Origin of the sequence: Microvirga sp. KLBC 81 (assembly GCF_003075415.1) — a bacterium.
Lineage (GTDB): Bacteria > Pseudomonadota > Alphaproteobacteria > Rhizobiales > Beijerinckiaceae > Microvirga.
The window spans coordinates 1-20,111 of sequence record NZ_QDAH01000004.1 but is presented as its reverse complement, the minus strand read 5'-3'; the positions used below and the strand labels follow the sequence as shown (position 1 = coordinate 20,111).

Here is a 20,111-nt window from a genome sequence, read left to right as displayed (position 1 = left end):
CCGCCAGTCCCAACAGGGGCAGGACCGCGTCGATGCGGGCGACTTCATCCGGCAGGAACCCGCCCATGCGATCACTGGAGAACGAGACTGCAATGCCCCGAAGGTCGGGAGCCGTCGCGTTCTCGAAGCTGATCAGGCGCGCAAGGTAATCCGTGCCCCCGCCGCGCCTGACATCATCGAAAACCGCGAATGGCTGTGCCTCGGAATCGTCGAGCCGCCAATGCTGCTCCTTCAATCCGGTCCGCAGCATGTACCCGAAAGGGCTGACTTCGAACGCACCATCATTGCGCTCATGCGACACGCCTTCGACCAGGATGCCGGACATGCGGGTCCAGACATGATTGTAGACGCGAAAGGTCGGGTTGACGGTCGGCAGGGCCATGTAAGCCCTGAGCAAGGGAATGCCCTCTCCGGCCAGCCGTTCGGCAAAGCCCGACAAAAGCGCGCCGACGGTGGAGCCCTTGAAGCCCTGTTCGATGATCCAGCTTTCGAGATTCGACATGTGTGCAGCTTAGCATCCCTTGCGAAATGCCCCCTGCTGATGTGATGAATTCAGCGGCTAAAGCATCGGACCCAAAAGTGGAATCCACTTTTGGGTCCGATGCTCCCTTCATAGAGCAGAGCATCGTTTGGCGCGGAAAAACCGGGTCCACTTTTCCGCATGATGCTCTAGCGTGACGGGTCCTGCCCCCGGTGCCCGCAATCTCCGTCAGCAGCTTGCGCCTCGCGGCCAATGCAAAGGGTTGGGTCTCATCCGCAATTTCCACGAACGATCCAGGCCCACCAATCACGTTCTGTGCGTAGTAGTCCTCGAGCGGCATGCCGCCGGGGCCACCGGGGCGTCCGCTGCCGGGGCGGCGGATCGCAAGCGCGTTGATGGTGAACCCTTTTGCGAGTGCGTCGGCCCGCGCGCTCTCAATCGAGCGTCCACCCATGTTCGGCCCGTCACCTGACACGTCGATCACTTTCCGCGTTCCTTCATGAGCGTTCTGCTCCACGAGGCGCACGGAAAAATCGATGGCGTTGGAGATGGAATTGTAACCGGTGGCACCACGCGGTGCGCTCATGAGCTTGTCGGCGAAGATCCTCGCGCTCGGTTCATCCCGGATCACATGCCAGTCGACGATCAGCACCTGCGAGCTCGGCCCGCCCCATTCCATATAAGCCACGGCAATGGCGCCGGCAGGCCCGTCCTTGATGCCGGCCAGCACCTCGGAACTCGTGAGCGCATCGGCCCAGCCCTTCCGCTGCAGGCGCAGCTCGTCATCATCGATCGAGCCGGAGCCATCCGCGGCGAAGACGAGTTCGAGATCAACGGGCTCGGCAGATACCGGTGCTGTCAGAAGGCCAAGGACAAAGAGGCTGTTCAGGATCAGGCGCATCGGAGGCTCCAGAAGAGGGCACGATGCTGGAGCCATTTAGGGCGCAAGCCAATCAGAACCGACCTAAGGCCTTCACAACTCCGTCATGGCCGCACTTGGTTTACGGCCATCCACGTCTTGAGACCGCCGCGCTACAAAGGCGTGGATGGCCGGGACAAGCCCGGGCATGACGGTGGAATATGTCAATCAAGCCGCCTTGCTGACGGGCTGGGAATGAGCGTAGGCCCAGTAGAGCTCACGGGCGCGGCGATAGAACGGGCTAGGCTGGAGATCGCGGTTGTCGATGCGCAGCACCGGCATCACCTTGGAATAATTGCCGGAGATGAAGATCTCGTCCGCCGCGGCGAAATCCTCGTAGCGCAGCGTGTCCTCGACCACGGTCACGCCGTCGGCGCGCAGGAGCTGGATCACACGCTGGCGGGTGATGCCATTGAGGAAGGTGCCGTTCGGATATGGCGTATAGACCACGCCGTCCTTCGCCATGAACACGTTGGACGTGCCGGTCTCGGCCACGTTGCCCAAAGCGTCGCAGACGAGCGCGTTGTCGAAGCCCTTTTCTTTCGCCTCGCGGATGACGCGGGCATTGTTGGGATAGAGGGCACCCGCCTTCGAGTCGGTGGGCATGGATTCCAGCGTCGGGCGTCGGAAGCTCGACTTCATCACCGAAAGCCCGCCCGGGACCGGCATGGGCGCCTCGAAGAGCGACAGGCAAAACTGAGTCGATTCCGGATCGGGCGCGATGGTGGCCAAGCCCTCGGCCTCGCCCCAGTACATGGGCTTCACATAGAGCGCCGTGCCGGGAGCGAACTTCTTCACGCCCTCGCGCACCAGATCGACGATGACCTTCGGGTCCATGGTGGGCTTGAGACCAATGGTGGTGGCCGAGCGGTTCACGCGGGTGCAATGCAGGTCCATGTCGGGCATGACGCCCTCGAACACGCGCGCGCCGTCGAACACGGACGAACCAAGCCAAGAGACATGGGAGCGCGGCCCGATGAGAGGCGGATTGCCCTCATGCCAGGCGCCGTTGAACCAGTTCCAGGTCTGCGAATACCAAGCCACTGTCTCGATCCTTTGGGTCAGAATACCTGCCCTATCGAATCCCTTTGGGTAGCATACGTCAATCACCTGGCGAGCTTTGGGGAGATAAAGTCTTGTGATGGAATGCATGAAAGAGGATGATTATTCCCTTAAGTTGGCCCTTCCCTCGTTCCAGGACCGCAAGCATGTCGCCGCTTTCCATCATTCCAGCGGGTACGAATGCCATCGTGTTCGATGCCTATGGTACATTGTTCGATGTCCACTCGGCGGTCGCCCGCCATGCGGCGCAGGTCGGTGATGAGGCCACACGGCTGTCGGAAATCTGGCGCGCCAAGCAGCTCGAATATTCCTGGGTGCTGTCACTCTCCGAAAGGTACGTGCCTTTCTGGTCCCTCACGCAGCAAGCGCTCGACTACGCCTTCGCCCGTTGTCCAACAGTGGATCTCTCCCTACGTCCCCTGCTGCTCGATGCCTATCGCAGCCTCGACGCCTATCCGGAAGTGAAGACAACCCTCAGCGCCCTGCGCGCGCGGGGCCTGCGCACGGGCATTCTCTCGAACGGCGACCCCATGATGCTGAGCACTGCCGTCGCTTCAGCCGGCCTCTCGGGTGAGCTCGACGCGGTTTTATCCGTCGAAGCAGTGAAAGTCTTCAAGACGAGCCCTGATGCCTATCATGTCGCGCTCGAAGCCTTATCCCTCAACGCAGACGAAATCGTCTTCGTCTCGTCCAATCGCTGGGACATCGCGGGAGCCTCCGCTTTCGGCCTTATTCCCATTTGGGTGAACCGGCTCAATATGCCGGACGAATATCCGGAATTCCCTCCCCTCGTGATCATCGACTCGCTTGAAGGGCTGTTGTGATGCCCGTCATGGCCGTCCCCGGACACGATCCGGGGATGACGCAAGTAATATGTTGATGAAGAGACTTACTTCGCAAGCGCCGCGAGGATGCGCGCCCAGGAACGCGTGCCTTTGTGGAAGCTCTTGAGATCGTACTTCTCGTTCGGCGAATGGATGCGGTCGTCGTCGAGACCGAAGCCGACGAAGAGCGTGTCGAGGCCGAGCGTGCGCTTGAAGTCGCCGCCGACCGGGATCGAGCCGCCCATGCCGATGACGATGGGCTCCTTCTTCCACTCGTCGTGCAGTGCGGCCTTCGCGACGGTGAGCGCCGGGAAGTCGTGCGGCAATGCGAGCGCGCGCGAGCCCTTGTGCTTGATGAATTCCACCGAGCAATCGGCAGGAATGCGCGCGCGCACGAAGGCCTGGAAGTTGTCGGAGATCTTCGCGGGATCCTGATCGCCCACGAGGCGGAAGGAGATCTTGGCACGCGCTTCCGCTGCAATCACGGTCTTCGTGCCCTCGCCCGTATAGCCGCCGATGATGCCGTTCACGTCGCAGGTGGGGCGCGACTGAATCTGCTCGATGAGCATGCGATCTTTCTCGCCCGCGGAATGCTTCAGGCCAACCTGACCGAGGAAATCCTGCTCCGTGAGATTCAGGCCCTTCCACTGCTCCAGGATCTGTGTGGGAGTTTCAGGAACGCCTTCGTAGAAGCCTGGAATCGTGATGCGGCCGTTCTCGTCGTGAATGTCGGCGATGATCTTGGCGAGCACATGGATCGGGTTGCGCGCGGCGCCACCGAACATGCCCGAGTGCAGGTCGCGATCCGCGCAGCGCACGATCACTTCCTCATAGACCATGCCGCGCAGCGACGAGGTGATAGCAGGCGTATTCTGGTCCCACATGCCGGTATCGCAGACGAGGGCCACGTCGGCCTTCAGTTCGTCCTTATTGGCCTCGATGAATTCGGGAAGGAACTTGGAGCCGTCCTCCTCCGCGCCTTCGATGAGGAAGGTGATGTTGATGGGGAGCGATCCGGTCACCGCCTTCCACGCGCGGCAGGCCTCGACGAAGGTCATCACCTGGCCCTTGTCATCAGAAGAGCCGCGGGCGCTGATGGCCTTGCGGCCGTCCGGCAGCGTGATGATGCGGGGCTCAAAGGGCGGCGTCTCCCACAGCTCCAGCGGATCGACCGGCTGAACGTCGTAGTGCCCGTAGAAGAGGACATGCGGCTTCGCCTCGCCCCTGCCATGAGCCACGACGGCTGGATGCCCGCCCGTCTCGCGAAGCGAGGCCTCGATGCCGATCCCCCTCAGCTCGTCCACGAGCCACTCGCCGGCGATGCGGCAATGGTCTTTGTAGTCAGGGTCGGTCGAGATCGAAGGCACCTTCAGCCACTGGAACAGACGCTCCAGGGAGGCATCGAGATCTGCATCGATCTTGGAAAGAACTTGGTCGAGCTGGGACATGGCGGTCCTTGTAAGTTGAAGAATCTGTCAGGTTGCGCGGCAAAGTGCGCCTAAGACGAGCAGGCTGCAAGGGGGGCATCGACCCAGGAGAGGGCTCCCTGAGGCGATCCATGGAGATCTCCAATGGAGGCCTCTGTCATCGTAGTGTCACGAACAATCGATATTTCTGGATTTATGGATAAGACAGATGCCATCACAGTCCTGGCCGCGCTCGCGCAGCCGACGCGCCTCGATATTTTCCGGTTGCTGGTCGGCATAGGGCCTGACGGCATCCCCGCCGGAGAACTGGCCGGCCGCTTGGCGGTCCCCCAGAATACCCTGTCGGCGCATCTGTCTGTTCTGTCACGGGCGGGCCTGGTGGCCGGCGAACGGCGCTCCCGCTTCATCATCTATCGCGCGGACATCGCACGCCTCCAGGACATGATGTTGTTCCTGTTGAAGGATTGCTGCGGCGGCAAGGCCGATATCTGCGCCCCCCTCGTCGCCAACCTGACGTCCTGCAATCTGATAAAGGTCCCCGCGCATGACTGACCGCGTGTTCAATGTTCTCTTTCTCTGCACCGGCAACACGGCCCGTTCCATTCTTGCCGAGGGCATCCTCCGCAAGGACGGGCAAGGCCGGTTCAATGCCTTCTCCGCAGGAAGCCGGCCCAAGGGCGCGGTCAATCCTTTCGCCCTGAAGGTTCTCGAGAGCTACGGCTACCCGACCGAGGGCCTTCGGTCGAAAAGCTGGGACGAATTCGCTGGTCCCAATGCGCCCGTCATGGATTTCATTTTCACGGTCTGCGACAACGCCGCGGGCGAGGCTTGCCCGGTCTGGCCCGGACATCCTGCCTCCGCCCATTGGGGCATCGAGGATCCCGCGGCGGTCCAAGGCACCGACATCGAGAAGGAACGGGCCTTCGTGCAGGCTTTCCAATACCTGCGCAACCGCATCTCCGTTTTCCTGTCCCTGCCTGTCGCCGGGATGGAGAGAGAGGCCCTTCTCCGCCAGCTCAAGACCATCGGCAGGATGGAAGGAGCGACACGCGATATGGGTGAGACTCGCCGATGAGAGAACCGCTCTCGCGCCGCCTTCTCGCTGAAGGATTGGGAACGGCGTTTCTTCTCGCGACCGTGGTCGGCTCCGGCATCATGGGGGCAAAGCTCGCCGGAGGGAACGTGGCACTGGCTCTGCTCGGCAATACTCTTCCGACCGGAGCGATCCTCGTCGTCCTGATCCTGATTTTCGGCCCCGTCTCAGGAGCGCATTTCAACCCGGCTGTCACCCTTGCCTTCACGCTGAAGCGCGCCCTCACCTGGCAGGAAGGAGGCTTCTACATTGTCGCGCAAGTCGTGGGCGCAATCCTTGGTGTTTGGGCGGCTCACAGCATGTTCGAGCTGCCCGTATGGCAGCTCTCGCTGACAGTGAGGACCGGCGCAGGCCAGTGGATTGCGGAGTTCATCGCAACCTTCGGGCTCCTGCTGACGATCTTCGGCTGCATCGCCCGTGCTCCGTCGGCAATCCCCTATGCGGTCGGGCTCTACATTACGGCGGCGTACTGGTTCACCGCCTCGACGTCCTTCGCCAATCCTGCCGTGACCCTGGCCCGTGCCCTGTCCGATACATTCGCCGGCATTGCGCCGACCAATGTTCCGGGCTTTATCCTCGCCCAGCTGGCTGGAATGCTGATGGCCGTGGCCATTCAGCCATGGCTTTGGCCGAGACGTGAGGAAGCAATTTAAGTCTAGCGCCTCAGCAGACCGCCCAAGGTGCCACGCACGATGGCCCGTCCAATGGAGCTGCCCTGGCGTCCGCCGATGGACTTGCCGATCTCGGCCGCGATGTTGCCCACCGTCTGGTTGACCACGGTGCGGGTAACCTCGCGCACGACTTTCTGGCCCACAGTCATCGAGCCTTTCCGCTGCGGGCCGTTGGTGCCGAAGATGTTGCCGAGCATATCGAGAATGCCGCCCCCGCCCTCGGCAGCCTTGGCATCGGCTGCCGCCTGCTCGGCGCGCTTGGCCAGCATCTCGTAAGCCGATTCCACATCGACCGGCTGGTCGTACTTCCCCCTCATGGGGCTTGCATTCAGGATCTGCTGGCGTTCGGACAATTCGATGGGTCCGACCTGCGCCATGGGGGGTGCGATCAGCGTGCGCTCCACCATGGAGGGCGCGCCCTTGCCTTCGAGCGTCGAGACCAGCGCCTCTCCGACGCCGAGTTCCGTGATCGCCTTTTCGGTATCGAAGGCCGGGTTCTGCCGGAATGTTTGCGCGGCGACGCGCACCGCCTTCTGCTCGCGCGGCGTATAGGCGCGCAAAGCATGCTGCACGCGGTTGCCGAGCTGCGCGAGCACCGTCTCCGGCACGTCGACCGGGTTCTGCGTGATGAAATAGACGCCCACACCCTTCGAGCGGATGAGGCGCACGACGCGTTCCACGGTTTCGACGAGAGCCTTCGGCGCATCATTGAAGAGAAGATGAGCCTCGTCGAAGAAGAAGACGAGTTTCGGCTGATCGAGATCGCCGACTTCCGGAAGCTCCTCGAACAGTTCCGACATGAGCCAGAGCAGGAATGTCGAATAGAGGCGCGGATTACTCATGAGCTTGTCCGCCGCCAGGATGTTGACGATGCCGCGCCCGTCGCGATCGGTACGCATCAGATCCTTAATGTCGAGCGCAGGCTCGCCGAGGAATTCGTCACCCTGCTGGTTTTCCAGCACGAGCAACTGACGCTGGATCGTGCCGATCGTGGCTTTCGACACATTGCCGTAAGTGGTGGTGAGCTCGCCCGCATTGTCGGAGATGAGCTGCAGGAGCGCGCGCAGGTCCTTCAGATCGAGCAGCAGCAATCCCTGCTCGTCGGCGATGCGGAAGGCGATGTTGAGCACGCCCTCCTGCGTCTCGTTGAGATCGAGAAGGCGTGAGAGAAGCAGCGGGCCCATTTCGGAGATCGTCGCGCGGACACGATGTCCCTGCTCGCCGAAGATGTCCCAGAACACCACCGGGAACTGGTCCGGCTTGTATTCGATGCCGATCTCTTGAGCGCGCTTGACCAAGGGCTCCTTGCCGTTGCCTGGAGCCGCTAAACCTGAGAGGTCGCCCTTGATGTCGGCGGCGAAAACCGGAACGCCCGCGTTGGAAAAACCTTCCGCCAGCACCTGCAGCGAAACGGTCTTGCCTGTGCCCGTCGCGCCCGTGACGAGGCCGTGGCGATTGGCGAGCCTCAAGTCTAGGTATTCCGGCTTGGTGCTTTTGCCGATGAAGATCTTGCCGTCCTCGAGCATCGTGTCTGTCTCCAGAATCTGCGAAAGGATCTTAGAAGACCTGTTGCTAGTTTCCACTCGGGAATTTTCGATTGAGATTTCTCGACTGAATAGTTTACAGCTAAACCATCATGCTAACCAAGCACCAGGAGAATCATATGGACGAACTCATCGCCCGCGTGACGCAGAAGACCGGCCTCGATCAGGCCACGGCCCGCAAGGCCATCGGCCTCATCCTCGGCTATCTGCAGAAAGAAGGGCCGCAGAACGAGGTGAACCAGCTGATCGCCGCCCTTCCCGGCGCACAGGACGCAATTGACGAGGGCAAGGCCGGCGGCGGTGACGGTGGCCTCATGGGCATGGTCGGCTCCATGGGTGGCGGCGTGATGGCGCTCGGCGGCCAGCTCATGGGCATCGGCGTCTCGATGGGCCAGATGCAGCCGCTCGGCAAGGAACTCTTCGCCTATGGCCGCGAGAAGGCCGGCGAGGATACGATGGGCGCCATCATGGGCTCGATCCCCGGCCTGTCGCAGTTCGTTTGATCTCTTCTCTTTCAACATCATCCCGGGGCGGCTGGGCCGGCTCGGGATGGCTATCGGGGCAGGGCCGTCGATGAAGCGATGTCTCTCGACGCTATGGAGGCTTAAGCGATCACGAAATCATACCGACCGAGGCGTTCGGAACCAACGCTCTCCATGTCGAACAGAAGCTGCGTCTTGAAGAGGCGATCCCGCTCATTTCCTGGCTCCCCGGGGAAGAAGAGCTGCGTGGTGAGGATCGGTCCACCGGGGCGTTGAACCTTGAAATGGATGTGGCGTGTACGGCCCGGGTACTGGCCTGGAAGGACGGTCGTGAACGACCAGCGCCCCTGTGCGTCGGTTCTCTGATAGCCGCGCAGACGATGTCCAACGTTGTCATACCGACCGTTCCCGTCGGCCTGCCACAGCTCGACGATGGCATTGGCGATGGGGCGGCAGGACCGATCGACCACATGACCGCCGATCCTCAGGCGGGTTCCACTCACCTCCCCGACGGTCAGATCGCTGCGCAAGGGACTCTCGGGCTTGTAGAACGGCCCTTCGGTCATCGATGGCGTGATTGTGTGACCGCCGTCACAGGCAGGCGTTAGAGGCAGCGGGAATGGGGCATTCTGCGCGACGGCATGACGCCCCGAGAGAAAGGCGAGAGCAGGCGTAGCAAAGATTCCTGAGACAAGATCACGTCGGGTAACGCTCATGTGACGCTCCTTCTGAAGATCCACCGTCCTAGCGGAGAAAGGTGTCACATCTGGCATGGATTGAAAGATATAAGTTCTGCACTTGGACAATTTCTCGTCCTTTAAGGGCATTTCCACGCCCTCCCCGACCCGGTATCTTCCGGCGCAACTTTTCAAGCTGCTCTCCTCCGGACGAGGATACCCCCATGGACGATCTCCCTCTTGCCGCCGATTTCCCTCAAGCCACCCGCGAGCAATGGCTCAAGCTGGTCGAGGGAGTGCTGAAGGGAGCCGACTTCACCAAGAAGCTCGTCGGTCGTACCTATGACGGCATTGAGATCCAGCCGCTCTATCCAAAGGCGGAGGGAGCAACCCGCATTGAGCGCGAGCAGGCCGGGCGCTGGCGCGTGTCCCAGCGGATGGATCATCCCGATCCGGCCAGGGCCAATGAGCTTGCCCTCATCGATCTCGAAAACGGCGCCGATGCGCTGACCCTCTGCACACATAAAGCCCCCGCGGCGCGCAGCTTCGGCGTGAAGATCGAGACGGTCGAGGATCTCGACCGTGCACTCTCCGGCGTGATGCTGGACCTCATCCATCTGCGGCTCGATGCGGGCGGCAAGGGCCGCCACATGGCGGAGCTTCTCATCGCGCTTGCAGAAAAGCGCGGCCACAAGCTGTCGGACCTCTCGCTCGATCTCGGCATGGATCCCATCGGCGGATTGGCCTCCATCGGCAGTCTCTCTGTCGCGTGGGACGAGGTGTCGGCGCGCATGGGCGCGATGCTGAAGAGCCTGACCGAGAAAGGCTTCAAGGGCCGCGCCTTCCTGGCTGAAGGGCGCCCCTACCACGAGGCAGGCGCGAGCGAGGCGCAGGAATTGGCCGCCGTTCTCGCCACGGGCGTCAGCTATCTGCGGGCGCTCGAATCCCAAGGCCATTCCCTCGATGCCGCGCGTAAATTCCTGTCCTTCCTTCTGGTCGCGGATGCGGACGAGTTCCTGACTGTCGCGAAGTTCCGCGCGCTGCGCCGCCTCTGGGCACAAGTGGAGCAGGCCTGCGGCCTGGAGCCGAAGCCCATTCGCCTGCATGCGGAAACCGCCTGGCGCATGACGACCAAGCGCGATCCTTGGGTGAACATGCTGCGCACGACGGTTGCCACCTTCTCGGCCGGCATCGGCGGGGCGGATGCGATCACGGTTCTGCCCTTCACGGCGGCTCTCGGCCTGCCCGATGCCTTCGCCCGAAGGATTGCACGCAACACGCAACTGATCCTGCTCGAAGAGTCGAACCTCTGGCGCGTGGCCGATCCCGCCGCCGGCGCTGGCGGCTTCGAGGCGCTGACCGATGCGCTCTGCGAGAGAGCCTGGGGGCTTTTCCAGGAGATCGAGCGCGAGGGTGGCATCATCGAGAGCCTCAAGCAGGGGGCTCTCCAGCCCCGCATCGCCACTGTTCGTGTGCAGCGGGAGAAGGCGGCCGCCACCCGCAAGGAGCCGATCACCGGCACGAGCGAATTCCCGAACATCCACGAGGCAGACGTCACAGTGCTGATGCCGACCGCTCCTGCGGAAAAGCAAGAGACTGGCCAAGCTGCCGTGTCAGTCACGCCCCTGCCCTCTGTCCGCACGGCGGAGGCCTTCGAACGCCTGCGCGACCTGTCGGATGCCTACCTCGCCAAGACCGGCGCGCGCCCTAAGGTGTTCCTCGCCAACCTTGGCCCGATCTCCGCCTTCACGGCGCGCGCGACCTTTGCCAAGAATTTCTTCGAGGCAGGCGGAATAGAAGCCGTGATGAACGATGGCTTCTCTGATACGGAAAAGCTTAAGCAGGCCTTTCTTGAAAGTAAAGCCAAGCTTTCCTGCATCTGCTCGTCAGATGAAATTTACGAAAGTCACGCAATTGATGCCGCCAAGACCTTGCGCGAAGTGGGATTATCACCTATCTACATTGCACGGCGCCCGGGAGAACGCGAAGAACAGCTGACCCGCGCCGGCATCACCACTTTCATCTATGCTGGGTGCGACACCCTCAAGGTCCTGAGCGAGGCTTTGGAGAAGGCCTGCTCATAAGTCCTTGAGCCGTCCTCCCGGCCTTTTAAACCGGGAGGAGCACGGTTTGACGACTCTTGCGAAGCGAACGGCTGTGGCCCTGGGCCTCGGCTTGACGATGATCGGCGGCGCCTTTGCCGCCCCTGGCGCCAAGCATGATGGGATCTGGAGCGTCCAGCTGGCGACGGATTCCGGCACCTGCGACAGCAGCGCCAGCTATTCCATCGCCGTCGAGAACGGCAATGTTCGGTACATTCCCAACCCTGGATCCTCCCCGGCAACCGTGTCGGGCCGGATCGGCCCGGACGGAACCGTCGATCTCGACATTCGCCGCAGCATCGCCAAAGCTGATGCAAGCGGCCGCCTGAACGGCAAGTCGGGTTCCGGCACCTGGCAGCTTGCCATGCTTGGATGCTCTGGCCGCTGGACGGCTCAGAAGCGCTCGGCTTAAAGCGGACAAGATCAAAGCACTCTCAGCCGCTGCATTGTTTGATGTGGCGGCTTTTTGTTGCCAGGCCTTCCCTTCTCCACGGAGGAACCCTGTTCGGGACCTCACGTTATTCCAGCCTATCCTTAGAGGGCATGGAGTTTTCGATGCGAATGATGTCCTGGCCCGGCGCAACGGTTCTGGCGGCCTCCCTCGTTGCGTCCGCAGCCCAAGCACAAACCAATAAATTCGACGGCAACTGGAGCGTCGAGGTTGTCACCGAGCAGGGCGGCTGCGACCGAGCCTATCGCTATTCGGTGATCGTCCAGAACGGGCGCGCCCGCTACGGCGGACCGGAGCAGTTCGACGTGAACGGCCAGGTCCGTTCCAACGGCTCCGTTTCCGCGAGCATCTCAAGGGGACAGGACAGAGCCAACGTCTCCGGCAGGCTCGTGGGCAGAACCGGCCGCGGCACTTGGACCACGTCCGGCGGGCGCTCTTGCTCGGGCTATTGGAACGCCGAGAAGCGGAGCTGACCCTAGACGATGCTCCGATAGCCTCATGGTTTCGGATGGCCTAGAATAGGCGAAATACAACACCTCTCCTGTTCGACGAGGGCATCCGTTTCAAGGTCATGACACGTATCCCAGATTTCTCGAGCCTCGGTTGGGCCGGTGCCTCCAAAGCTTCGCCCGCAGCGCCACTGCAAGCTGAGCCATGGCTCACGCCGGAAGGCATTGCCGTCAAAGGAACCTACGGCCCCGAGGACCGAGCTGGGATCGACTTCCTCGATACGTTCCCGGGCGTCGCGCCATTCTTACGCGGCCCCTACCCCACCATGTATGTGAACCAGCCCTGGACCGTGCGCCAATATGCAGGCTTCTCCACGGCTGAGGATTCGAACGCCTTCTATCGACGCAACCTCGCCGCCGGTCAGAAAGGCCTCTCCGTCGCCTTCGACCTCGCAACCCATCGCGGCTATGACTCGGATCATCCGCGTGTGGCAGGCGACGTGGGCATGGCGGGTGTTGCCATCGACTCCATCTATGACATGCGCACGCTGTTCGCCGGCATCCCGCTCGATCAGATGAGCGTGTCGATGACCATGAATGGCGCGGTCCTGCCCATTCTCGCGCTTTATATCGTCGCTGCGGAGGAACAGGGCGTTCCGGCCTCGAAGCTCTCAGGCACGATCCAGAACGACATTCTCAAAGAGTTCATGGTGCGCAACACCTACATCTACCCGCCCAAAGGGTCGATGCGCATCATCTCGGACATCTTCGCCTACACCTCGGCGAACATGCCGAAGTTCAACTCCATCTCGATCTCCGGCTACCACATGCAGGAAGCCGGTGCGACGCAGGATCTGGAACTCGCCTACACGCTTGCCGACGGCGTGGAATACATCCGCGCCGGATTGGCGGCGGGCCTCACCATCGATCAGTTCGCGCCGCGCCTGTCCTTCTTCTGGGCGATCGGCATGAACTTCTTCATGGAAGTCGCCAAGATGCGCGCCGCGCGCCTGCTCTGGGCGAAACTCGTTAAGGGCTTCAACCCGCAGAGCGAAAAATCGCTGCCGCTGCGCACGCACTCGCAGACATCCGGCTGGTCGCTCACCGCGCAGGACGTGTTCAACAACGTGGTTCGCACCTGCGTGGAAGCCATGGCGGCGACGCAAGGCCACACGCAATCGCTGCACACCAACGCACTCGACGAAGCGCTGGCACTGCCGACCGACTTCTCCGCGCGCATCGCCCGCAATACGCAGCTCTTCCTGCAGCAGGAAAGCGGCACCACACGCATCATCGATCCTTGGGGCGGTTCGTATTACGTCGAGCGCCTGACCAAGGAACTCGCCGAAAAGGCCTGGAGCCATATTCAGGAAGTGGAAGCGCTCGGCGGCATGGCGAAGGCCATCGAGGCGGGCATTCCGAAGCTCAAGATCGAGGAGGCCGCGGCCCGCACGCAGGCGCGCATCGATTCAGGCCATCAGAAGATCATCGGCGTGAACGCCTTCAAGCCCGCGGACGAAGCCTCCATCGACATTCTGAAGGTCGACAACGCAGCCGTGCGTGCGCAGCAGATCGAGAAGCTCAAGAAGCTGCGCGCCGAGCGCAACCAAGCGGATGTCGACGCCGCGCTCGACGTACTCTCCAAGGGCGCTTCGACGGGTCAGGGCAACCTGCTCGATCTTGCGGTGAAGGCCGCACGCGCGAAAGCGACGGTGGGCGAAATTTCCGACGCGCTTGAAAGAATCTGGGGCCGTCACCGCGCCGAGATCAAGGCGATCTCGGGCGTCTACAAGCGGGAGGTCGGCATGGCTTCACCTGCCGTGGAGAAAATCCGTCATCTGGTAGAGCAGTTCGAGCACGACGATGGCCGCCGTCCGCGCATCCTCGTCGCCAAGATGGGCCAGGACGGGCACGACCGCGGCCAGAAGGTGATCGCCTCGGCCTTCGCCGATCTCGGCTTCGACGTCGATATCGGCCCCCTCTTCGCGACGCCTGCGGAAGCCGCGCGCCAAGCCATCGAGAACGACGTGCACATCATCGGCGTCTCGTCGCTCGCGGCCGGTCACCTGACGCTCGTGCCGGAGCTGAAAGCGGAACTCGCCCAGTTCGGCCGCGAGGACATCATGATCGTCGTCGGCGGCGTGATCCCGCCGCAGGATTTCGACGCGCTTCATAAGGCCGGCGCCTCGGCAATCTTCCCGCCCGGTACTGTGATCGCCGATGCGGCGGTGAACCTCATCGAGGAGCTGAACCGCAGACTGGGCTACGGCCCGAAACAAGCGGCGGAATGATCAAGTCATTCGTGGCGGCGCCAGTGGCTCCGCTCATTCCAGCTTGATGTTGGCGGTCTTGATCACCTTCTCCCACTTCTCACCCTCGGCTCGCATATAGGCCGACATCTCTTCGGGTGTGCTTTGCAGCACCTCGATGCCAGCGCTTGTGAGCTTGTCGCGGATTTCCGCCTGGCTCACGGCACGGCGATAAGCATCGTTGAGCTTTCCGATGATCTCAGATGGCGTACCGGCAGGCGCCACGATTCCCTGCCAGGCCCAGGCCTCGAAACCGGGGAAATCCGCAGCGACAGGCGGCACGCCGGGAAGACCAGCGAACGGGCCCGGAGAAGCGACCGCGATGGCTTTGATGGGACCCGACAGCTGCGCACGCGCCGTCGCGAAATCGATGAACATCATGCCGATATTGCCGGCCACCAGATCCTGCACGGCAGGAGCTGCGCCCCGGTAAGGCACATGGGTCAGCTTGATCCCGGCGTTTTGCGCAAGCAATTCAGTCGCGAGATGGAACGGGCTGCCGAGACCGGGGGTGCCATAGGTGGTGTTGCCGGGATTCTGCTTGGCGGCAGCAACAAGCTCCTGGACCGATTTGACATTGAGCTTGTTCGTGTTGACCAGCAGCACGAGGGCGAAACGGCCGCTCAAGGAGATCGGGCTGAAATCCCTGTAAGGATCGAACGGGAGCTTGCTGTAGAGCGTGCGATTGGTGGCATAGGTCGCGGTGTCGCCGAGGAGAAGCGTGTAGCCATCGGGCTCGGCCTTGGCGACAGCCTCGGCGCCGAGATTGGTGCCGGCACCGGCCTTGTTCTCGATGACGAATTGCTGGCCCAGATGCTTGCCGATTTCCGCAAAGACCAGGCGTGCGAAAAAGTCCGTTCCGCCACCCGCCGCATAAGGCACGACGACTCGGACAGGCCTTGCAGGATAATCGGCCTGCGCGAAGGCGCCCCAGCTTGAGAGCGTCGAGGCTGCGGATGCAGCAGCCATGCCCACAAGGATGTTGCGGCGTGTCCAGATCATTGTTTCCTCCAAGTTTTGTCTTTGGAGGAAGAACTAAGCCTGGACCTCTCGCGGACAAGCTGAGCGCCTAAAAGCCGCGCGAGCTGCACGGATGGGCGGGATTATTTCTCCCGCTCGATCGCGCGCTTTACCACCTGCTGCACTTCCCTGTTCGACAGGAAGAGATCGTGGTTGATGATGCCGCCGCCGAACTCGGAGGCGTCGGCCACGCGCACGCCAAGGGCTTCCAGCCGCTCGCGATCCGCCGCACCCGCGCGGATGATACCGCCCGCAAGACGGCTCGATACGGCAAGCGCACGGTCGTTTGTGGAGCTGATCACGGTGATCTTCTTCGCATCCGGTCCCAGTCGCTCCAAGCCTCGCGCGAACAGATCGATGTCGATATCGGGAGCCGCCAGCACCACCGCGCCGATGCGCTCCATGGCGCTCTCGCCAGCGGAACCGCGCAACATGCGCAGGGTCTCAAGCGTCAGCAGCGTGCCCATGCTGTGCGCCACGATATGAATGCGCCCGCCGCTCGGCGTCTTGGCGATGGCGGTGAGCAGATCCTCCAGCGCGTCGCGCGACCACATGGCTGCCTCGCGGTCAGCCACGTAGCTCAAGGTGGAGGCGGCGGAAGGCCAGGTGAAGAGGCCTGTTGCACCCGGGAACTTGATGCCCTCCGACAGATCGATGGTGGAAGCCGCCGCCGTCTCGAAGCTCTCGCGATAGCCGTGAATGTAGAGCAGCAGGTCACGCCCGAAGGCAGCCTGGGCAAAGGCTTGGGCCGCGTTGCTGCGATTCAGGGAATCGACCTTCGAAATCGTCCATTCCGAACTGCCGATGAGAGAGCCGGAAGGCGGCGTCAGGCGAGCTTCCGCATAGACGAGATCCGGCGAGCGCTCGCTGCTGAACCAGGGCTTCTTCGGCGGATCGCCCGCAGGCAGACGCGTGGTGGCGACCAGCAGCTTCGGGTCCTTTTCCAGACCCGGAAGCGGCGAGGAGAGCGGGCTCGTCAGGGCATTGTCGTCACCGATGCACCCGGAGAGGGTGACGGCGGTCAGGCAGACGACGGCAAGGCGGGAGATGGACAGCAACATGAGGCCGGAGGATCAAAAGATAAGGAGGGTAGATGCTGTGTTGCCCCCGATCATGGCATGCGCAAGGCAAAGCCGGGCAATCCCCCCATTCCTTGCGCCTTAAGGTAAAGCATTGGTGAACGGCACCGGCCACTCTGCGCCTTGATGGCGAGAGATTGCCTTCATACCATTGGCGGGATGACTATCCTTTCCCGCATTCTCCTCTTCATCATCGGATTGTTCATTCTTCCCATGGGGGCTCACGCCCTCTGGTGGACCCTGCGCGAGGATGTCGCGCCCAATTGGCGCGCTGCGGATTGGTCGAGTGCAAAACTGCTTCCGCCAGCCTCGCAAGCGCCGCAGGCCATCGTCGCGGTCTATGCAGCACGGGTAGGCCGCTGGCGCGGCATCTTCGCTCATCATACGTGGATCGTGGTGAAGGAGGCCCGAGCCAGCCATTACACCCGCTACGACAAGGTCGGCTGGGGCAGCCCCGTGCGGACCAACGGGTGGGCGCCGGACGGGCGCTGGTTCGGCAATGCGCCGCATCCCGTGGCCTTGATCGAGGGAGAGGATGCGCAACGGCTGATCCCGCAGATCCGCAAGGCGGTCTCGACCTATCCTTACGCTGCTTACGGCTCCTACAACGCCTGGCCGGGTCCCAATTCGAACACCTTCGTGGCTCATGTGCTGCGCTCGGTGCCGGAGCTGAATGCGGCCCTACCGCCAACGGCCCTGGGCAAGGATTGGCGACCTTTGCAGGATCTCATTGGACTCACCCCAAGCCGCACCGGCATCCAGATATCGCTCGCCGGCTACGCGGGCCTTGCACTCGGCTGGGTCGAGGGCATCGAGCTTGATTTCATGGGACTGGTCGCCGGAATCGACATCCGCCGCCCTGCCATTAAGATTCCTGCCTGGGGACGGATCGGAATGGATCCGATCACTTGGTGAAAGCCGAAGTCGAATCCGGTAAGGCTACACCTATGACCGGGGGTTCGACGAAGAAAACGGATGTGACGGCCGAGGCCGTGGCGCGAGGCGACCGCGCGGCGCTCGCCCGTGCCATCACGCTCATGGAATCCCGCCGCCCCGATCACCGGGAGGCCGCACGCGCCCTCCTCCAGGAGCTGATGCCCCGCACGGGCAGGGCCGTGCGCATCGGCATCACCGGCGTGCCAGGAGTGGGCAAATCCACCACCATCGACTCGCTCGGCACCATGCTGACCGAGAAGGGCCACAAGGTCGCCGTGCTTGCAGTGGATCCCAGCTCCACCCGCACGGGCGGCGCGATCCTCGGCGACAAGACGCGTATGGCGCGGCTCTCTGCCGACCCGAACGCCTTCATCCGCCCCTCCCCCTCTTCGGGCACGCTCGGCGGCGTTGCCGCCAAGACCCGGGAGACGATGCTGCTCTGCGAGGCCGCAGGTTTCGACGTGATCCTGGTGGAGACTGTCGGCGTCGGACAGTCGGAAACGGCAGTGGCCGATCTCACGGACTTTTTCCTTGTGCTCATGCTCCCCGGCGCAGGCGACGAGCTGCAGGGCATCAAGAAAGGCATTCTGGAGCTTGCCGACCTGATCGCCGTCAACAAGGCGGACGACGCGGGCGCGAAGGCGAAAGCGGCAGCCGCCGAATACAAGGCCGCCCTCCACATCCTCGCGCCAGCCTCCCCGACCTGGACGCCGCCGGTGCTGACGATCTCGGGGCTCACCGGCCAAGGCCTGGATGAACTGTGGATGAAGGTGCTGGATCACCGCAAACGCCTTGAGGCGACCGGCGAACTCGCCGCCAAACGGCGGGCTCAGGACACGAAATGGACGTGGGCCCTGGTCGAAGAGCGCATGCATGAGCGACTCACTCAGGACCCCGCTTTGAAAAAACGCATACCAGAGATCGAAAAAGCCATTGCCGAGGGCAGCCTCTCCCCCAACGCCGGTGCAAGCGAGATCGTTAAGCTGCTGGGGCTTTAGCCTTTAACCCCCCTCAGCACTTCGAACCGACGCAAAATTCAAGCTACCTCGCACCCGCCTATGCCGACTTCTGCGTTATAAGGCGGCTGTCCTCTTCCAAACAAAAGGCCGGAGAAATGATCTCCGGCCTTTTGTCTTTCGTCGTTTGGAAGCGGCTTATCCCAACAGCGCAGACGTCAGGCGAATGCCGCCGACCTCGATGCCGTTCCAGTTCTTGAAGACAGGCTGCGCCAATGCCTCGACGGCGGCTCGCTCCTGATCGTTCAGGGGCAGGAAACGCAGAACCAGCCCGGCCATCATGGCCTCCGCCGCCCGCACGTGACCGTCGTCGGCCTTCAAGGCGATGCCGTAGCCGAGCTCTGGGAACGTGGCACAATAGACGCCCTCGGCGCCGACTTTCACGAAGGCGCGCTCCCGCAAGATCTCCATGAGCTTGGTGTCGAAGCGTCCCGTGCCAGCCACCATGAAGGGATGAGCCGCAACAGCCTTGCGAATGCGTTCTGCCGCCGTCTTTGCCTCGCCTGAGAGCCCGACGCCTGTGCCGAACTTGGCAAAGCCGAAGGCGAGCGAAGGCAGCCGGATTGCGTAAGTCGGGATCGAGCAGCCGTCGATGCCGCTCTTTTCCATCGAGTGGCAGGCACCCGTCACATCCTCCAGGGCCTCGCGCACCATGCGCTGAATCGGATGGTCCGCGCCCACATAGCCCTGCGGGTCGGTGCCCGTCCCGCAGGCCAGGCAGATGAAGCCTGCATGCTTGCCGGAGCAGTTGTTGTGCAGGGCATTCGGGGTTTTGCCCTCAGCCGCCAGCGCCCGGCTCGCCGCCTCACCCATGGGCCAATGGGCACCGCATTCGAGGCAGCCCACATCCCGCCCAGCCTTGGCCAGCATGGTCTCTGCCACCCGCACATGCTCCGGCTCACCGGAATGGGAGGCGCAGGCCAAAGCGATCTCTTCGTCCGTCAAATTGTATTTATCAGCAATTCCGCGCTCGATCAGCGGCAGGGCCTGGAGGGCCTTGACCGCAGAGCGCGGAAACACGCGCCGGTCCACGTCGCCGATCGACAGGACGGTCGCACCGTCTGCATCGACCACGGAAACGCTGCCCCGGTGGCGCGATTCGACCAGCTGCCCGCGGGTGACCTCGACAAGGTAAGGGTTATCCATGAATGCCCCGTTTTGAAAACGGCGGTCTTTTGGGCGTGCTTTGTCCAGATGTCAAAGGGGGTATTGTTTCAAAAGAGTTGAGTCTCCTGCCTTTGCCCGGGTTGCGGCTCAGTCTCAGACGCCCTAAACCGTCGCTCTGGGACAAAGGGGAGAGATCCTGGTGCGCATTGCGATGGTCGGGTCGGGCTATGTGGGGTTGGTGTCCGGGGCGTGCTTTGCCGATTTCGGGCATGAAGTGTGCTGCGTGGACAAGGACCCCGGCAAGATCGAGGCCCTCAATCGCGGCGAAATCCCCATTTTCGAGCCGGGCCTGGATGATCTCGTGGCCAACAACGTACGCGAGGGCCGCCTGACCTTCACCACCAGCTTGTCCGAGGCCGTCAAGAACGCCGAGGCGGTGTTCATCGCAGTCGGTACTCCCTC

At 62.5% G+C, this 20,111-nt stretch carries 19 protein-coding genes and 1 pseudogene; 12 read left to right on the top strand and 8 right to left on the bottom strand.

All coding sequences use genetic code 11. The features are described from left to right. Positions 1-290 precede the first annotated feature (290 nt). On the bottom strand, positions 291-1,382 hold the full coding sequence (locus DC522_RS04065) for a DUF1194 domain-containing protein (RefSeq protein ID WP_245443949.1): 1,092 nt from the start codon (positions 1,380-1,382) through the stop codon (positions 291-293). A gap of 186 nt (positions 1,383-1,568) precedes the next feature. After that, positions 1,569-2,444: a branched-chain amino acid aminotransferase gene (locus DC522_RS04060; RefSeq protein ID WP_245443947.1), complete on the bottom strand. Its 876-nt coding sequence runs from the start codon at positions 2,442-2,444 to the stop codon at positions 1,569-1,571. A 164-nt stretch (positions 2,445-2,608) separates the two neighbouring features. On the opposite strand from DC522_RS04060, the gene DC522_RS04055 reads away from it, so the two are divergent. Beyond that, entirely contained in the window at positions 2,609-3,286 is a 678-nt protein-coding gene (locus DC522_RS04055) for a haloacid dehalogenase type II (RefSeq protein ID WP_116527429.1), read from the top strand. Positions 3,287-3,351: 65 nt separating this feature from the next. Here the strand turns inward: DC522_RS04055 and DC522_RS04050 are convergent, their stop codons facing one another. Beyond that, on the bottom strand, positions 3,352-4,734 hold the full coding sequence (locus DC522_RS04050; RefSeq protein WP_116527428.1) for a dipeptidase: 1,383 nt from the start codon (positions 4,732-4,734) through the stop codon (positions 3,352-3,354). Positions 4,735-4,908: 174 nt separating this feature from the next. Here DC522_RS04050 and DC522_RS04045 point away from each other — a divergent pair, with 174 nt between their 5' ends. The 3 genes from DC522_RS04045 to DC522_RS04035 are packed head-to-tail and all read left to right on the top strand — an operon-like array spanning position 4,909 to position 6,459. Continuing rightward, a complete protein-coding gene (locus DC522_RS04045; RefSeq protein ID WP_116527630.1) occupies positions 4,909-5,265 on the top strand; it encodes a helix-turn-helix transcriptional regulator in 357 nt (118 codons plus the stop codon). Beyond that, positions 5,258-5,788 carry an arsenate reductase ArsC gene (locus DC522_RS04040; RefSeq protein WP_116527427.1) on the top strand — a complete coding sequence of 177 codons (531 nt, stop codon included), beginning with the start codon at positions 5,258-5,260 and terminating at the stop codon, positions 5,786-5,788. The genes DC522_RS04045 and DC522_RS04040 overlap by 8 nt, the downstream gene beginning before the upstream one ends. Further along, positions 5,785-6,459 carry an MIP/aquaporin family protein gene (locus DC522_RS04035; protein ID WP_116527426.1) on the top strand — a complete coding sequence of 225 codons (675 nt, stop codon included), beginning with the start codon at positions 5,785-5,787 and terminating at the stop codon, positions 6,457-6,459. Before DC522_RS04040 ends, DC522_RS04035 begins: the two co-directional genes overlap by 4 nt. A gap of 2 nt (positions 6,460-6,461) precedes the next feature. Here the strand turns inward: DC522_RS04035 and DC522_RS04030 are convergent, their stop codons facing one another. Continuing rightward, on the bottom strand, positions 6,462-8,003 hold the full coding sequence (locus DC522_RS04030; protein ID WP_116527425.1) for a helicase HerA-like domain-containing protein: 1,542 nt from the start codon (positions 8,001-8,003) through the stop codon (positions 6,462-6,464). 137 nt (positions 8,004-8,140) lie between these two features. Between DC522_RS04030 and DC522_RS04025 the strand changes: the two genes are divergently transcribed. Beyond that, positions 8,141-8,524 (top strand): DUF2267 domain-containing protein, encoded by a 384-nt coding sequence (locus tag DC522_RS04025; protein ID WP_116527424.1) that lies wholly within the window; start codon positions 8,141-8,143, stop codon positions 8,522-8,524. Between the two features lie 101 nt (positions 8,525-8,625). On the opposite strand, the gene DC522_RS04020 is transcribed toward DC522_RS04025, so the two are convergent. Beyond that, positions 8,626-9,219 (bottom strand): intradiol ring-cleavage dioxygenase, encoded by a 594-nt coding sequence (locus DC522_RS04020; RefSeq protein ID WP_116527423.1) that lies wholly within the window; start codon positions 9,217-9,219, stop codon positions 8,626-8,628. A 185-nt stretch (positions 9,220-9,404) separates the two neighbouring features. Here DC522_RS04020 and DC522_RS04015 point away from each other — a divergent pair, with 185 nt between their 5' ends. From DC522_RS04015 to scpA, 4 genes are all read left to right on the top strand, one after another. Further along, complete coding sequence (locus DC522_RS04015) at positions 9,405-11,264, top strand: methylmalonyl-CoA mutase family protein (RefSeq protein ID WP_116527422.1); 1,860 nt, start codon at positions 9,405-9,407, stop codon at positions 11,262-11,264. 46 nt (positions 11,265-11,310) lie between these two features. Then, on the top strand, positions 11,311-11,694 hold the full coding sequence (locus DC522_RS04010; RefSeq protein ID WP_116527421.1) for a hypothetical protein: 384 nt from the start codon (positions 11,311-11,313) through the stop codon (positions 11,692-11,694). 143 nt (positions 11,695-11,837) lie between these two features. Continuing rightward, complete coding sequence (locus tag DC522_RS04005; RefSeq protein ID WP_116527629.1) at positions 11,838-12,206, top strand: hypothetical protein; 369 nt, start codon at positions 11,838-11,840, stop codon at positions 12,204-12,206. Between the two features lie 98 nt (positions 12,207-12,304). After that, positions 12,305-14,473: a methylmalonyl-CoA mutase gene (gene scpA, locus DC522_RS04000; protein WP_116527420.1), complete on the top strand. Its 2,169-nt coding sequence runs from the start codon at positions 12,305-12,307 to the stop codon at positions 14,471-14,473. Between the two features lie 33 nt (positions 14,474-14,506). On the opposite strand, the gene DC522_RS03995 is transcribed toward scpA, so the two are convergent. Both DC522_RS03995 and DC522_RS03990 read right to left on the bottom strand, forming a co-directional pair. Continuing rightward, the gene (locus DC522_RS03995; protein ID WP_116527419.1) at positions 14,507-15,493 is read right to left on the bottom strand and encodes a tripartite tricarboxylate transporter substrate binding protein; all 987 of its coding nucleotides are present in this window, start codon (positions 15,491-15,493) and stop codon (positions 14,507-14,509) included. A 101-nt stretch (positions 15,494-15,594) separates the two neighbouring features. Next, positions 15,595-16,572, bottom strand: coding sequence for an alpha/beta hydrolase (locus DC522_RS03990; protein ID WP_116527418.1), 978 nt, complete (start codon positions 16,570-16,572; stop codon positions 15,595-15,597). A gap of 177 nt (positions 16,573-16,749) precedes the next feature. Between DC522_RS03990 and DC522_RS03985 the strand changes: the two genes are divergently transcribed. Both DC522_RS03985 and meaB read left to right on the top strand, forming a co-directional pair. Then, a complete protein-coding gene (locus DC522_RS03985; RefSeq protein WP_116527417.1) occupies positions 16,750-17,505 on the top strand; it encodes a DUF3750 domain-containing protein in 756 nt (251 codons plus the stop codon). Positions 17,506-17,537: 32 nt separating this feature from the next. Continuing rightward, on the top strand, positions 17,538-18,524 hold the full coding sequence (gene meaB / locus DC522_RS03980) for a methylmalonyl Co-A mutase-associated GTPase MeaB (protein ID WP_116527416.1): 987 nt from the start codon (positions 17,538-17,540) through the stop codon (positions 18,522-18,524). A gap of 156 nt (positions 18,525-18,680) precedes the next feature. Here meaB and DC522_RS03975 read toward each other — a convergent pair whose 3' ends face one another. Beyond that, a complete protein-coding gene (locus tag DC522_RS03975; protein WP_116527415.1) occupies positions 18,681-19,688 on the bottom strand; it encodes an asparaginase in 1,008 nt (335 codons plus the stop codon). 160 nt (positions 19,689-19,848) lie between these two features. Between DC522_RS03975 and DC522_RS03970 the strand changes: the two are divergent. Further along, positions 19,849-20,111 (top strand): annotated as a pseudogene (locus tag DC522_RS03970) (UDP-glucose/GDP-mannose dehydrogenase family protein); the annotation flags it as partial.

Coding starts and splice junctions, on each gene's coding strand:
- DC522_RS04065 (WP_245443949.1), bottom strand. CDS start 1,382: ATGCGCCTGATCCTGAACAGCCTCTTTGTCCTTGGCCTTCTGACAGCA.
- DC522_RS04055 (WP_116527429.1), top strand. CDS start 2,609: ATGTCGCCGCTTTCCATCATTCCAGCGGGTACGAATGCCATCGTGTTC.
- DC522_RS04050 (WP_116527428.1), bottom strand. CDS start 4,734: ATGTCCCAGCTCGACCAAGTTCTTTCCAAGATCGATGCAGATCTCGAT.
- DC522_RS04045 (WP_116527630.1), top strand. CDS start 4,909: ATGGATAAGACAGATGCCATCACAGTCCTGGCCGCGCTCGCGCAGCCG.
- DC522_RS04040 (WP_116527427.1), top strand. CDS start 5,258: ATGACTGACCGCGTGTTCAATGTTCTCTTTCTCTGCACCGGCAACACG.
- DC522_RS04035 (WP_116527426.1), top strand. CDS start 5,785: ATGAGAGAACCGCTCTCGCGCCGCCTTCTCGCTGAAGGATTGGGAACG.
- DC522_RS04030 (WP_116527425.1), bottom strand. CDS start 8,003: ATGCTCGAGGACGGCAAGATCTTCATCGGCAAAAGCACCAAGCCGGAA.
- DC522_RS04025 (WP_116527424.1), top strand. CDS start 8,141: ATGGACGAACTCATCGCCCGCGTGACGCAGAAGACCGGCCTCGATCAG.
- DC522_RS04020 (WP_116527423.1), bottom strand. CDS start 9,219: ATGAGCGTTACCCGACGTGATCTTGTCTCAGGAATCTTTGCTACGCCT.
- DC522_RS04015 (WP_116527422.1), top strand. CDS start 9,405: ATGGACGATCTCCCTCTTGCCGCCGATTTCCCTCAAGCCACCCGCGAG.
- DC522_RS04005 (WP_116527629.1), top strand. CDS start 11,838: ATGCGAATGATGTCCTGGCCCGGCGCAACGGTTCTGGCGGCCTCCCTC.
- scpA (WP_116527420.1), top strand. CDS start 12,305: ATGACACGTATCCCAGATTTCTCGAGCCTCGGTTGGGCCGGTGCCTCC.
- DC522_RS03995 (WP_116527419.1), bottom strand. CDS start 15,493: ATGATCTGGACACGCCGCAACATCCTTGTGGGCATGGCTGCTGCATCC.
- DC522_RS03990 (WP_116527418.1), bottom strand. CDS start 16,572: ATGTTGCTGTCCATCTCCCGCCTTGCCGTCGTCTGCCTGACCGCCGTC.
- DC522_RS03985 (WP_116527417.1), top strand. CDS start 16,750: ATGACTATCCTTTCCCGCATTCTCCTCTTCATCATCGGATTGTTCATT.
- meaB (WP_116527416.1), top strand. CDS start 17,538: ATGACCGGGGGTTCGACGAAGAAAACGGATGTGACGGCCGAGGCCGTG.
- DC522_RS03975 (WP_116527415.1), bottom strand. CDS start 19,688: ATGGATAACCCTTACCTTGTCGAGGTCACCCGCGGGCAGCTGGTCGAA.